The sequence below is a fragment of the Psychrobacter sp. CMS30 genome, from assembly GCF_904846565.1.
GTDB lineage: Bacteria > Pseudomonadota > Gammaproteobacteria > Pseudomonadales > Moraxellaceae > Psychrobacter > Psychrobacter maritimus.
This window is the reverse complement of record NZ_CAJHBF010000001.1, coordinates 81,677-94,664: the sequence shown is the minus strand read 5'-3', so window position 1 is coordinate 94,664 and position 12,988 is coordinate 81,677. Positions and strand designations below refer to the sequence as shown.

Genomic DNA, 12,988 nt, shown 5'->3' with positions numbered 1-12,988 from the left:
TGTTCTCGTATCGCTTCAACATACAGTGTCCCAGTCTAACTATTCCTCATCCTAACCCTTTAATAGGGATTTTTTTTGTCATGCTGGTTTGTCATATCGAGCATGGCAAATCAAGCGTAGCAAAAGGGATGAGTCGAACCGACTATTGTAGCAAAGCAGACGGCGAAAAGGTAAATCGACTGTTAGGACAAATGTAGCAGATAAGTATTAAGTTTGAGTAAAATTTGCTAGCATATGGGGCATTACCATTAACCATATTAGTCCTGTTATGAGCCTTTCTGCTACTTCATCAAAACTGCATACTAAGATTTTATACCCTGGTACCTTCGATCCTATTACCAATGGTCATGTAGACTTGGTTAAACGGGCGACGAAACTGTTCGACGAGGTGGTCATCGCTGTGGCCTCAGGACATCATAAAAAGCCATTATTCGACTTTGAGGAGCGCGTTCATTTGGTCGAAACCGTATTTGCTGATTTACCGCAAGTGTCGGTGATTGGCTTTGAAGGCTTGCTGGTCGACTTTATGCGCGAAAAGAACGCCACGGCGGTATTGCGCGGCTTGCGAGCCATGTCAGACTTTGAATACGAGTTTCAGCTTGCCAATATGAACCGCGAGCTTGATGAAAACTTTGAAGCGGTATTTTTAACGCCATCACAGAACTATTCATTTATCTCATCAACGATGATTCGTGAGATTGCCAAGCTTGGCGGTGATGTGACCAAGTTTGTGCCACCATGCGTCTCAGAAGCCTTTATACAAAAACTCAGTAGTTAGTATTAAGCTGAATATTTACTAAGCTAAGTGCTTACTAAGTTGAGCGTTTACTAAATGAACTTTCGCTAAGTGAGCATTCAATATTGGCTGAATGTCAAATATTGAGTTTAGTAGTAAACAACGAATGTACTCATTTATTATCAGCTGCTAGCAAATAAGGAGCAGTTTATGGCGTTATTAATTACCGATGAATGCATCAATTGTGATGTTTGCGAGCCTGCTTGCCCCAATGAAGCCATCTCAGAGGGCGATGATATTTATGTCATTGACCCCGATTTATGCACCGAATGCGTCGGCCACTTTGATGAGCCACAATGCGTCGTCATCTGTCCGGTTGACTGCATTCCTCATGACCCAAACCACGTCGAAAATGAGAGTGATTTGCTCGCCAAATACAAACGTATTACCGGTCAGTAATGCGTTGCAGATTATGTTATCGATATACGAAAGTGCTAAACACTAGGAATAATATGACGAATACGGATATTCAACTTGCCATACGCTTTTTTGAAAGCAAATGCTTGTCGTTTGCGAGTGTACTATGACTGTCAATACTGCTACCAGCGACTTCGACCAGCAACACCTTTGGCATCCTTATGCCAGCTTGCCGCCCACCTATCCAAATATCGTTATCGACCATGCCGAAGGTATTTATATCGTCACTAAAGAGGGCACACGCCTGATTGACGGTATGTCGTCATGGTGGGCGAGTGTACATGGCTATAATCACCCCAAGTTAAATGCAGCGATGATTGAACAGTTGGGTAAGATGGCGCATGTGATGTTTGGCGGTTTGACCCATCAACCCGCGATAGATTTAGGCAAAAAGCTGCTAGCTATTGTACCTGCTGGACTTGATGCGATATTTTATGCCGATAGCGGTAGCATTGCCGTCGAAGTGGCATTAAAAATGGCGTTGCAATATCAAATTGCTGCTAAGCAGCCGCAAAAGTGTCAGTTTGCTTCGACCCAGTCAGGCTATTATGGTGATACATGGCATGCAATGAGTGTTTGTGACCCGCTTGCTGGCATGCATAGCCTGTATGGTAAGCAATTACCTTTGCAGCATTTCGTGCCTGCACCGCCCTTAGGGTTTGAGCGTGAGCTAACACAAAATGAGCGTGAGGAATTAACGGCATTTTTTGCTAAACATAGCGATCAGCTTGCTGGTTTTATTATTGAGCCTATTATTCAAGGCGCAGGCGGGATGCGCTTTTATAGTCCGGAATATCTGCAACTATTGCGCCAGCTGTGTGATGAGCATAACGTGCTGCTCATTGCTGATGAAATCGCGACAGGCTTCGGTCGTAGTGGCAAGCTGTTTGCTTGCGAACATGCCAATATTAGCCCTGATATTATGACCATTGGTAAAGCGCTTACAGGTGGCTATATGACTTTTGCGGCGACTTTATGTACGCGTAAGGTCGCCGATACCATTCATAACAGTGCTTATCCGGCGCTCATGCATGGTCCGACTTTTATGGGTAATCCGCTGGCCTGTGCCGTTGCTTGTGCATCGATTGATTTAATTTTGTCCTATGATATCGAAGCGTGCACGGCAAATATGCACGCCGTGATGGAACAACAGCTCGCCCCTGCAGAGACATTAGATGGCGTTAAAGAAGTACGTTGTTTGGGCGCCGTTGCTGTGATTGAGCTAGAGACAGCCGTTGAAATGCCAGTTTTCCAATCCTTATTGATTGACAATGGTATTTGGGTGCGACCGTTTGGTAAATTGGTCTATATTATGCCTCCCTTTGTGATTACTGATGATGAACTGGTGACGCTATGTCAGTCACTACTAGCCGTCGTCACTTCGTACTTGAATCAAATTTCTACGACCAATAGAGCTTCGCTATGAGTGTGCTATTTATCTCCGGTATCGATACCGATATTGGTAAAACCTATGCCACAGGCATGATAGCAAAAGCCCTGATACAGCAAGGCATTAACGTCATCACTCAAAAGCTGGTACAAACAGGTGTTAGCGTCAATTGTGATACTGGTGAGATGAATATTGCCGATGATATTGTTACTCATCGTCAATTAATGGATATAGCGCTGCAGCCTTGTGATTTTGACTTTACCACTTGTTCGTATCGTTATGAGAAGCCGGCGTCGCCGCATTTGGCAGTGAAACTTGCCAAGTCCGTTTTAGACCCTGACGTCATCACTAAATCTACGCAGCAATTACAACAAAACTACGATGTGGTGCTATTAGAAGGCGCAGGTGGCTTGCTGGTGCCCATAACCGAGCAGCTATTAACCTTAGATTATATTGCTACTCAAGGTTATCCGGTGATTTTAGTCACATCAGGTCGACTTGGTAGTATCAATCATACCTTGCTGAGTTTAGAGGCGATTAACGCGCGTGGCTTAACGGTACATAGCGTCATTTATAACCATATTCATGACAGTGCTGCCCAGACGGATAAGCAAATAGCTAATAGCACGATTGATTATTTAAAAAACTACTTAGCGCAACATTATCCAAATGCCCATTGGTTACAGCTGTCACGCCAAGCTAAAAATAAGTTTGAAGAAGAAATAAATGGTGATTTAATATTACCGCAGCATTTTATTGAAGCCATTATTTAAATTATTTGGTATAAAATCAAAATAAGCACAAAAGACATCCCCACGCAGCCTTTAGGTTTGCTATACTAGCGCGCTTGGTAGACTAGACGATCGCCGCTGCACACTGGCAACAGATGCGCAGGGGAGGAAAGTCCGGGCTACATAGGGCAGCGTGCCAGCTAACGGCTGGGCAGGGTAACTTGACGACCAGTGCAGCAGAGAGTAGACCGCCTTTAGTGTCTGACACTATCGGTAAGGGTGAAAGGGTGCGGTAAGAGCGCACCGCGTGGCTGGCAACAGTTCACGGCATGGTAAACTCCACGCGTAGCAAGACCAAATAGGCATCGGCATGGCGCGGCCCGCGTTCGATGCGGGTAGGTTGCTTGAGCGTATCAGCGATGATACGCCTAGAGGAATGATCGTCCACGACAGAACCCGGCTTATCGGTCTACCAACTTTTTTATTGTTCGTTTTTATCGTTAGTATTATATATATTTGCCATTAATTTGAATTAAATTCCTATTTTTTGCAAAAAAACGATAATTAGGGGTTGACGATAGTCATCTCTATCGGTATTATACCGAGCCTTAAATGGCGATGTAGCTCAGCTGGTTAGAGCGCATGACTCATAATCGTGAGGTCAAGAGTTCAAGTCTCTTCATCGCCACCATTTATAGTAAGACCAGCAGTATTAAAAATGCCAATCATTCTGTGATTGGTTTTTTTTTGCCTGATTTTTGCCAAGTGGCGTCTAGCTCAGCGGCTTTATCTTACTTCTCAATGAGCAAGTATTTTTGTATTTTAATCATGCTCGATTGCCTTCATGTATCACGCAACATCTTGCTAATAAAATCGCCTTACTTTACAGTGGAAAACTGCTAGAATACCCTCACATGTCTGCGCGTATTAACCACTAACCAATTGAGTTAGTAAGTAATGATAAGCGCCATGAGCTTTTACCTTAGAATCAATAATTTCTTTACTTATTACGGCAGTATTGGCGTATTGGCGTATTGGCTGATACGAAGTATGAGTAAGCATTGTATTGATTCTATCTGACAGCATTTATTTTCGTTATTCAATCCTCCATTATTTAGTAGGCGCTTTGTGACTGCATTAGCCAATATTCGTAACTTTTCTATTATTGCCCACATTGATCATGGCAAGTCGACCCTTGCCGATCGTTTTATTCAGATGTGCGGTGCCTTGCAAGACCGTGAAATGCAGGCGCAGGTCCTCGATTCTATGGACATTGAGCGTGAGCGCGGCATCACTATTAAAGCCCAGTCTGTGACCTTGTTTTATGACCATCCTAACGGTGAGCGTTATCAGCTGAACTTTATTGATACGCCTGGTCACGTCGATTTCTCTTATGAAGTATCACGCTCATTAGCCGCTTGTGAAGGTGCGCTATTGGTCGTTGATGCTGCGCAAGGGGTAGAAGCACAGTCAGTGGCTAACTGCTATACAGCCGTTGATCAAGGCTTAGAGGTGATGGCGGTTCTTAATAAAATTGACTTACCACAAGTTGAGCCCGAACGTGTTATTCAAGAAATTGAAGACATTATTGGGATTGATGCCGTTGATGCGCCGCGCGTATCAGCGAAATCTGGTCTTGGCGTCGATAAGCTGCTAGAAGCCTTGGTCGAGTTTATTCCAGCACCGACTGGCGATCGTGAGGCGCCGCTCCAAGCATTGATTATCGATTCATGGTTTGACAGTTACTTAGGCGTGGTCTCACTCGTACGTGTCCGTGAAGGAACGGTCAAAAAAGGCGATAAGATTTATATCTTATCGACCAAAGAAGCGCATTTGGTTAGCTCGATTGGTGTCTTTACGCCAAAACCTTTAGATACGGGAATTTTAGAAGCCGGTGAAGTTGGCTTTATCATTGCCGGTATTAAAGACATTGCAGGCGCTCCCGTGGGTGATACGATTACCCATTCTAAAACTCCTGACGTTGAGCGTATTCCTGGTTTTAAACAGATTACCCCGCAAGTTTATTCGGGTATGTTCCCAGTTGATTCTAGCGATTTTGAAAAATTCCGCGAAGCGCTGCAAAAACTACAAATTAATGATGCGTCATTATTTTTTGAACCTGATACCTCTGATGCGCTTGGCTTTGGTTTCCGCTGTGGCTTCTTAGGTATGCTGCACATGGAGATTATTCAAGAGCGTTTAGAGCGCGAATATGACTTGGATTTAATCACTACGGCGCCATCGGTTATTTATGAGATTGAAAAGAAGAACGGCGAAATAATCTATGTGGATAATCCATCAAGATTGCCTGAGCCGAATAATATCGAAGAGTTCCGTGAGCCAATTGCGCGCTGTCAGATTTTGGTACCACAAGATTACTTGGGCAACGTCATGACGCTTTGTATCGAGCGCCGCGGTGTACAGGTAGATATGCGTTTTATGGGTCGCCAAGTACAGCTGATTTTTGATATTCCGATGGGCGAGGTGGTCATGGACTTCTTTGACCGTCTGAAGTCAGTATCGCGCGGTTTTGCGTCGCTGGATTACAACTTCGAGCGTTATCAAGTGGATAAATTGGTCAAAGTTGACGTGCTGATCAATGGTGAGAAAGTCGATGCGTTAGCCATGATTGTGCACCAAGACCAAGCACGCTACCGTGGTAATGCATTGGTTGGTAAAATGAAAGAGCTTATTCCACGTCAGATGTTTGATGTAGCGATTCAGGCTGCGATTGGCAGTCAAATTATCGGCCGTAGTACGGTAAAAGCCATGCGTAAAGACGTCTTAGCCAAGTGTTATGGTGGTGACGTTTCGCGTAAGAAAAAGCTGCTCTCAAAACAGAAGGCTGGTAAAAAACGTATGAAGCAAGTGGGTAACGTGGAAATTCCACAAGAAGCCTTCTTAGCCGTTTTGCAAGTTGAATAAATCACCGATAAATGATCAAACGTCATCTGTCTTAATATCTTTTTTAATAGCTCATTTATTAATCATAAAGACTGGCAGATAAGTAGCTCGCTAATAGGCAAATAAGTATGGATTTTGATTTTAATTTGATTTTAGTACCTTTAACCATTGGTTTAGGTATTATTTGGCTATTAGATAAGCTGACGCTCAAACAACGTAAAACACGAGGCCGCGGTCAAGAAAGCTTGCTGGTGCGCTGGGCGTATGACTTTTTCCCTGTGCTAGCGGTGGTGTTGATTGTGCGCTCATTCTTAATTGAGCCGTTTAATATTCCTTCATCATCTATGGTACCGACTTTATACACCGGTGACTTTATCGCGGTCAATAAATACGCTTACGGTGTGCGCCTGCCGCTCACTTATAATAAGGTGCTTGATACAGGCGCGCCTGAACATGGCGATGTGGCGGTCTTCCGCTATCCTGAAAATCCAAGTATTTATTATATTAAGCGCGTCATTGGTCTGCCGGGTGATACCGTCAGTTATAATCAAGGTACGCTAGCGATTAACGACACGCCAGTTCCTACCAAAGCGGTAGATTTTGATGCCGATGCCGAGCTGACCTCACAGTTATATCCAGCAGGGCAAGTTGCACCAGGCCAAGTCTTGACGGAAGACAATGCTATACAAATGGGTCAACAGGAAGAAAATGCAGCGCAGTACTTTGAAGAGATTCAAGGGGATAACAAACACTTGGTTCGCTACTTACCAGATATGAATAGCGCACAATATGCGCCATTTTTACAGCAAGAATCGCCAGAAGTGGTCAGTTCTGAAGGGACAGAATGGCGTATCAAGGTGCCAGAAGGTCATTACTTTGTGATGGGTGATAACCGCGATCGTAGTGCTGATGGGCGTTTTTGGGGCTTTGTGCCTGATGACAATTTAGCGGGTAAAGCGGTCTATATCTGGATGCATAAGCCACCCGGTCTTAACTTACCGACCTTTAAACGTAATGGTAGTATTGATTGATAACAACGATGCGCTAAAGATTGATTTACCGATAATAGTTTGTGCTAATATTATGCCTATCTAATAAACTGCTAACTGACTTAGACATATCGATTTAGAAACTGTGTTATTAAGTATGATTAAAATACAGTTTTTGAAAAGGCAGCGGTTTATCTATAGCAACTTAAGTAATTTACCCTTTGAGAGGTATTATAGTGCATCAATTATCTGGTTTGTCTTCGCAGCGCGGTGCTAGTGTCACTAGTGTTGTTTTTATCATTATCGTTTTGGGTGTGGCTGCAAAATTGATTGTCGCTATCGTACCGGCGCAGATTGGTGATTATCAGCTGACTAAAACGTTAAGCGCGCAGCTTAAAGAATCCAACGCCAATAAAGAAACAGCCAAACAGTTTGTTGAACGTGTCAATAAACAGCTGTCTATTAATGCGAATTATGATACGCAAGCAGAAGAGGTTTTTACCTTTACAGATAAAAAAACAGGGCAGTTGGCTATTCATAAGCAGTATGAAGTCACCAATAAACTTTTTGGTAATGTCGATATTGTTAATCGCTTCGAAGGCGACATTGATGCAACCACAGCTGAATAATGACCATTCTATTTAATAGAAAAGTGAAGGTTATTGCTTGATATTTACTTTTTTAAGAAATTTAATAGATTTTAATGCAGCACCAGTTCGTCATATTTCATATTCATTAATGCAACAAAAGGGATAATCACAAACCACGCATGAAACCAACTTCGCAGTATCCTCAGGCGGTTCCTAATCACCAAAAAAGTAGCATGTCTGATGACACGCTTATTATTAGCTCAGAATTTATTCAACGGTTAGCGATATTAACGCGCAAGTTGGGTTATGTGTTTAATGATTTGAGTCTGCCTAAGCTGGCGCTCACCCATCGCTCGTTTGATAGTAAGAAAAACTATGAGCGTTTAGAGTTTTTGGGTGACGCGCTACTAGGCATGATAGTCGGTGAAGCTTTATATCACCGTTATCCGACGCAAAACGAAGGTCGTCTGACCCGTATGCGCGCAACTTTAGTCAGGCAAGAATCGCTGGTTATTATTGCGCAAAACCTAGAGCTTTCTAATCAATTAATATTGGGAGTCGGTGAGCGTAAAGGTGGCGGGCGTAATCGTGCTTCTATCCTAGCGGATGCCGTCGAGTCATTGATTGGGGCGATTTATTTAGACAGCCAAGATATGGATATTACCCGTGATTGCGTGCTTTCTTGGTATGGTGACCTCATTGACAATGTTAATGATCAAAAAGCGCTCAAAGATGCCAAAAGCCGCTTACAAGAATGGTTGCAATCTAAGCAGTTTGATTTGCCGCATTATGAGCTGATGGAAACCCGTGGCAACGCCCCGCATCAAATTTTTGTGGTGCGCTGTCAGGTAAATATTAATAACTGTCCTGATATTACTGAATCGGGCGAAAGTCGCCGTATCGCTGAGCAAAAAGCGGCAGAGCTGATGATTAATCAATTGCATAAATTGCCAGGTCAGCCTAAAAAACGCTCATAGCTAATTTTTCAAACGTGTTTCAAACAAAATTTTTAAAGTCCATTTTCTCAATGTTCATTTTTCTAAATACTAGGTTTTCGCTTGTTTCAATAAATGATTATTCGAAATACCAAATATTCTCAACATGATCAGATTTATGCCGCTTTAATTCAAACCAGCAATTAAGTGGCGTGACTGATGACAACCTCCATAGGATTAACCCATGAGCAATCACAACGACTTGCCATTAAATAATGAAGATAATGCCAAAAATATGACCGAAAACACCAATACCAGTTCAACCCAAAACCATGCTGAATCAAATAACGCTAGATTAAATGATGCTAAGCTAAATGTTGATAGCACAAAAGATGCTACGTTAGAAAACCATGCATTAGAAAGTAACGCAATAGAAGACAACGCGCTAGAAAATGACACGGCTATCGAAGAGTTCTTTTCACCCAATAACAATGTCCATATGGTTGATGGTTTTAAAACTGGTTACGTCGCCATTGTTGGTCGCCCGAATGTGGGTAAATCAACCTTGATGAACCACTTGTTGGGTCAAAAACTGTCTATCACCTCGCGTAAACCACAAACGACCCGCCATCGTATTCACGGTATTTTGTCTAACGATGAGATGCAAGCGGTGTTTGTTGATACCCCAGGTATTCATCGCAATGAAGTACGTGCTATCAATGAGCGCATGAATAAAGCCGCGGTGTCTGCGTTGGTTGATGTTGACTTGGTCCTATTTGTCGTTGATTCAGATCAATGGCGTGATGATGACTTATTAACACTACAAAAACTTGGCGATACCAATCTGACCGTAGTATTGGTGATTAACAAAGCCGATACTCTAAAAGATAAAGGCAGCGTGTTGCCACTGATTGAAACCTTTAGTGACAGTTTCGATTTTGCTGATATTGTCCCTGTTTCTGCTTTGAAAAATCAAAACTTAGATCGTTTGCAAGAAGTGATCGCCTCACATTTGCCAATCGCTGATCCTATTTATGATACTGAACAGATTACCGATCGCTCAGAGCGCTTTTTAGCCAGTGAAATTATCCGCGAAAAAATCATGCGTAGTGCGGGCGATGAAGTACCATACGATTTAACGGTACAGATTGATGGCTTTAAAGACGAAGCGGCGCATATAGACCCAAAAACTGGTCGTCCACGTAAAGCTTGTACCTTTATCGATGCGACCATTTATGTCGAGCGCAGTGGGCAAAAAGCAATTGTGATTGGTGATAAAGGTCAGCGTATCAAGCAAGTGGGCATGGATGCGCGTAAAGATATGGAACAGCTGTTTGATAAGAAAATCATGTTAACACTGTGGGTAAAAGTGAAGCGTGGTTGGTCTGATGATGAGCGTGCTTTGACCAGTTTAGGATATTAATAACGCTTTAACAGAAATGGCATGGTGTCATATATTTATGCCGCCATGCATTTATATCATTATTGCTGAGGTAATAATCCATGCGTAACGAAGCGTTAATCGGTTATTTATTACATCAGCGTCCTTACCAAGAAAAACGCGCTTTATACTATTTATTTTCTCAGCAACATGGGGTTATCCATGGGATTGGCAAAAAAGGCGCGCCGCTCTTTATGCCACTGCAACTTTTTGCAACTGGTAAACGCGATTTAAAAACATTCAGTCAGATTAATATTGCGCCATTAAGCTCAATTCAAGGTTCTGTAACACAAGATTTTTTAGCGCCAGAAGACAGTCAGGCAAACCTAGCAGAAGCATTGCACCACGAGAGTATTAGTGGGCAACATCAGTATGCTGCCCTTTACTTGAATGAGATATTATGGCGGCTACTACCTACTGAAGATCCTATGCCAGTATTATGGCAACACTATCAAAGCAGCCTATACCAGCTTAAGCAACCTTTAACTGCGGACGAGTTGCGTTTGTGTTTGCGCCAGTTTGAGACCTATTTGTTTAATGAGTTGGGCTTTGCCTTAACGTTAAAACATGACAGTCTAGATCAGCCTATTGAATCCAATGCCATGTACCGCTTCTTGCCTGATGTGGGCTTGGTAGCGATTGTTCATAATGATGATAACGAAAACGCAATAGCGCAAACTGTTTTTAAAGGTAGTGAGGTTCTAGTGATGGTAGAGCAGGGCATATCTGCTGTTACTCTCAATACTTGGTCACGTTTGCATCGACAACTGATTGATCATCTGCTTGACTACCAACCATTACAAAGTCGTTTGCTTTGGCAGCAGCAACAGCGCTATCAATCCCAGGGTTTATAAAGGTTTTATACCCCACTTTTTAGTAAATGATCTGGATATTATTGAAAGGATTTTTTATGATTAACACAACGGTAGTACAGGCAGCTAACTTAACGGAAACCTTGGAGAGCAGCTTAAAAAAACCTCTATTAGGGGTCAATATTGACCATGTAGCGACTTTACGCCAAGCAAGAGGTGTCAGCTATCCAAGTCCGTTGGCAGCCGCCCTTTTGTGTGAGCAAGCAGGGGCAGATGGTATCACGATTCATTTGCGTGAAGACCGTCGTCATATTCAAGATGCCGATGTGTACGAGATTGCTGAGCAGCTGACCACAAGAATGAATTTAGAGATTGCCGCAACGACTGAGATGCTTGAGATTGCTCGCAAGGTCAAGCCATTTTGGGTCTGCTTGGTGCCAGAGAAGCGTGCTGAGTTGACTACCGAAGGAGGTCTTGATGTCGCAGGGCAGATGCCTTGGTTGACGGATTATATCGCCAAGTTACAAGCAGTCGGTATTAAAGTCTCTTTGTTTATCGATCCAGAAGCTAAGCAAATTGCTGCAGCGGTAACCTGCGGTGCCGATGCGATTGAGCTACATACAGGTGCTTATGCTGAGGCAGGTCTAGCCGGTAACTTCGATAAGATGAATGCTGAACTTACGCGGATTAAGCAAGCGGTGCGGACTGCCCAAGATGCTAATAGCAATATGCTGATTAATGCAGGTCATGGTCTCACGCGCGACAATGTTCACGCGATTGCCCAAATTGACGGTATATATGAGCTAAATATCGGCCATGCTCTTATTGCCGATGCCGTCTTTGTTGGATTAGAGCAGGCGGTAATTATGATGAAAAATGCTATGCATCAGAGTGCTTAATTATTTTAACCTTATCGTTTTTTACTTGCCGCAATCAGTAGGGTGGCTCGCATTAGGCTTATAAGTAACACGGCCACCTTGACTGAACGAGATTTGATACATGGTATGATTGTAGGTTGAAGTTGGACAGTATTTAAAATGTCCGAAGTGGCCGCGAGGCTTACCGCTATCGCCCCAGAATTTAGTGTAATGGCGCTTATCTCCCACACGTAGATATAATGTACTGTATTTAGGCTCTAAGGCTTGTTGTTCTAGCAGGTCGTCGACCCCTAAATCAAAATTTTTATTATTGTTTCTATCTAAGAATAATAATAACTGCTTATAACTGTCTCTATCGCAGATAGCACCGTTGTTAGACAGGCAAACCAGCAAGTCTTGTCTTCTTATGTAACTTTCCGCTTTTGCTAATGTCAGTGTATTTCTGATTTGACTTTCAATACGTTTCGCTTCCATACGAGCTAATTGCTCTAGGACATAAGGTGTCGCAATCATTGTTAGGATAGCTAAGACTGCGATTGTGACGATCAGCTCTACTAAAGTAAAACCCTGCTCATTATTTGGCTGAAGGTGCTTTTGTCTGTTGGGTAAGACTTTATATGATTTTATCATGATGAACTGCTACCTATATAAGAGGTATGGCAATATATGAGAGGTCATTGAGCAGGGATTTCTAGTATCAATATTTTTAATATCAATAATAACGTTCAGCTTATACTTAACTATTAACATTCAGCATCATGCATAATCTAGATTATTGATGTATATAATATTTCATTAAGCTTCAAGTGCGCAGATAAATAGTGAAAAAATGTTCATTAGTGCAAATATAAACTAAATATATGTCTACTGTCAAAAAATGTTTCAATTCGTGAATGAGCAGTTTTATCAATAGAGAAAACTAAGGTTTTGTATTAAAATAAACCCAAACAATAGGTATGATTCGTTTCATCACCTATTACGACCTAACATACAAAAGATAAAAAGTGTAAAGTGTGTTAGTTCTCAGTAAGTTAAGCTGGCTAATGTGTTTTAGTTATGACATTATCGTGTAATAATGTGTAGCTGGTTAACGAAAAAAGTTGTA

12 protein-coding genes, 1 tRNA gene and 1 other RNA gene are annotated in these 12,988 nt (G+C 42.4%); 13 read left to right on the top strand and 1 reads right to left on the bottom strand.

The features are described 5' to 3' along the window. Nucleotides 1–268 precede the first annotated feature (268 nt). From coaD to JMX94_RS00335, 13 genes are all read left to right on the top strand, one after another. Nucleotides 269–778 carry a pantetheine-phosphate adenylyltransferase gene (coaD, locus tag JMX94_RS00395; RefSeq protein WP_201562245.1) on the top strand — a complete coding sequence of 170 codons (510 nt, stop codon included), beginning with the start codon at nucleotides 269–271 and terminating at the stop codon, nucleotides 776–778. A gap of 168 nt (nucleotides 779–946) precedes the next feature. After that, nucleotides 947–1,195 (top strand): YfhL family 4Fe-4S dicluster ferredoxin, encoded by a 249-nt coding sequence (locus JMX94_RS00390; protein ID WP_201562243.1) that lies wholly within the window; start codon nucleotides 947–949, stop codon nucleotides 1,193–1,195. A 124-nt stretch (nucleotides 1,196–1,319) separates the two neighbouring features. After that, nucleotides 1,320–2,639 (top strand): adenosylmethionine--8-amino-7-oxononanoate transaminase, encoded by a 1,320-nt coding sequence (gene bioA, locus JMX94_RS00385; RefSeq protein WP_201562241.1) that lies wholly within the window; start codon nucleotides 1,320–1,322, stop codon nucleotides 2,637–2,639. Beyond that, entirely contained in the window at nucleotides 2,636–3,376 is a 741-nt protein-coding gene (gene bioD, locus JMX94_RS00380; RefSeq protein WP_201562239.1) for a dethiobiotin synthase, read from the top strand. The genes bioA and bioD overlap by 4 nt, the downstream gene beginning before the upstream one ends. Before the next feature lie 74 nt (nucleotides 3,377–3,450). Continuing rightward, nucleotides 3,451–3,814: RNase P RNA component class A (gene rnpB, locus JMX94_RS00375), an RNA gene on the top strand. Between the two features lie 134 nt (nucleotides 3,815–3,948). Further along, nucleotides 3,949–4,025: transfer RNA gene (locus JMX94_RS00370), tRNA-Met, on the top strand. A gap of 437 nt (nucleotides 4,026–4,462) precedes the next feature. Next, entirely contained in the window at nucleotides 4,463–6,259 is a 1,797-nt protein-coding gene (lepA, locus tag JMX94_RS00365; protein WP_201562237.1) for a translation elongation factor 4, read from the top strand. A gap of 107 nt (nucleotides 6,260–6,366) precedes the next feature. After that, nucleotides 6,367–7,269: a signal peptidase I gene (gene lepB / locus JMX94_RS00360; RefSeq protein ID WP_201562235.1), complete on the top strand. Its 903-nt coding sequence runs from the start codon at nucleotides 6,367–6,369 to the stop codon at nucleotides 7,267–7,269. Nucleotides 7,270–7,463: 194 nt separating this feature from the next. Then, nucleotides 7,464–7,856, top strand: a complete 393-nt coding sequence (locus JMX94_RS00355; RefSeq protein ID WP_227673448.1) for a DUF4845 domain-containing protein — start codon at nucleotides 7,464–7,466, stop codon at nucleotides 7,854–7,856. Nucleotides 7,857–7,996: 140 nt separating this feature from the next. Continuing rightward, nucleotides 7,997–8,794: a ribonuclease III gene (rnc, locus tag JMX94_RS00350; RefSeq protein ID WP_183619926.1), complete on the top strand. Its 798-nt coding sequence runs from the start codon at nucleotides 7,997–7,999 to the stop codon at nucleotides 8,792–8,794. 202 nt (nucleotides 8,795–8,996) lie between these two features. Continuing rightward, nucleotides 8,997–10,175: a GTPase Era gene (gene era, locus JMX94_RS00345; RefSeq protein ID WP_201562233.1), complete on the top strand. Its 1,179-nt coding sequence runs from the start codon at nucleotides 8,997–8,999 to the stop codon at nucleotides 10,173–10,175. An 80-nt stretch (nucleotides 10,176–10,255) separates the two neighbouring features. Next, nucleotides 10,256–11,047 carry a DNA repair protein RecO gene (locus JMX94_RS00340; RefSeq protein WP_201562231.1) on the top strand — a complete coding sequence of 264 codons (792 nt, stop codon included), beginning with the start codon at nucleotides 10,256–10,258 and terminating at the stop codon, nucleotides 11,045–11,047. A 56-nt stretch (nucleotides 11,048–11,103) separates the two neighbouring features. Continuing rightward, nucleotides 11,104–11,904, top strand: a complete 801-nt coding sequence (locus JMX94_RS00335; RefSeq protein ID WP_201562229.1) for a pyridoxine 5'-phosphate synthase — start codon at nucleotides 11,104–11,106, stop codon at nucleotides 11,902–11,904. A gap of 21 nt (nucleotides 11,905–11,925) precedes the next feature. Here JMX94_RS00335 and JMX94_RS00330 read toward each other — a convergent pair whose 3' ends face one another. Beyond that, nucleotides 11,926–12,513: a Tfp pilus assembly protein FimT/FimU gene (locus JMX94_RS00330; protein ID WP_201562227.1), complete on the bottom strand. Its 588-nt coding sequence runs from the start codon at nucleotides 12,511–12,513 to the stop codon at nucleotides 11,926–11,928. Nucleotides 12,514–12,988: the final 475 nt, after the last annotated feature.

Excerpts from the sequence above, each read along its gene's own strand:
- coaD (WP_201562245.1), top strand. The coding sequence starts at position 269 with ATGAGCCTTTCTGCTACTTCATCAAAACTGCATACTAAGATTTTATAC.
- JMX94_RS00390 (WP_201562243.1), top strand. The coding sequence starts at position 947 with ATGGCGTTATTAATTACCGATGAATGCATCAATTGTGATGTTTGCGAG.
- bioA (WP_201562241.1), top strand. The coding sequence starts at position 1,320 with ATGACTGTCAATACTGCTACCAGCGACTTCGACCAGCAACACCTTTGG.
- bioD (WP_201562239.1), top strand. The coding sequence starts at position 2,636 with ATGAGTGTGCTATTTATCTCCGGTATCGATACCGATATTGGTAAAACC.
- lepB (WP_201562235.1), top strand. The coding sequence starts at position 6,367 with ATGGATTTTGATTTTAATTTGATTTTAGTACCTTTAACCATTGGTTTA.
- rnc (WP_183619926.1), top strand. The coding sequence starts at position 7,997 with ATGAAACCAACTTCGCAGTATCCTCAGGCGGTTCCTAATCACCAAAAA.
- era (WP_201562233.1), top strand. The coding sequence starts at position 8,997 with ATGAGCAATCACAACGACTTGCCATTAAATAATGAAGATAATGCCAAA.
- JMX94_RS00340 (WP_201562231.1), top strand. The coding sequence starts at position 10,256 with ATGCGTAACGAAGCGTTAATCGGTTATTTATTACATCAGCGTCCTTAC.
- JMX94_RS00335 (WP_201562229.1), top strand. The coding sequence starts at position 11,104 with ATGATTAACACAACGGTAGTACAGGCAGCTAACTTAACGGAAACCTTG.
- JMX94_RS00330 (WP_201562227.1), bottom strand. The coding sequence starts at position 12,513 with ATGATAAAATCATATAAAGTCTTACCCAACAGACAAAAGCACCTTCAG.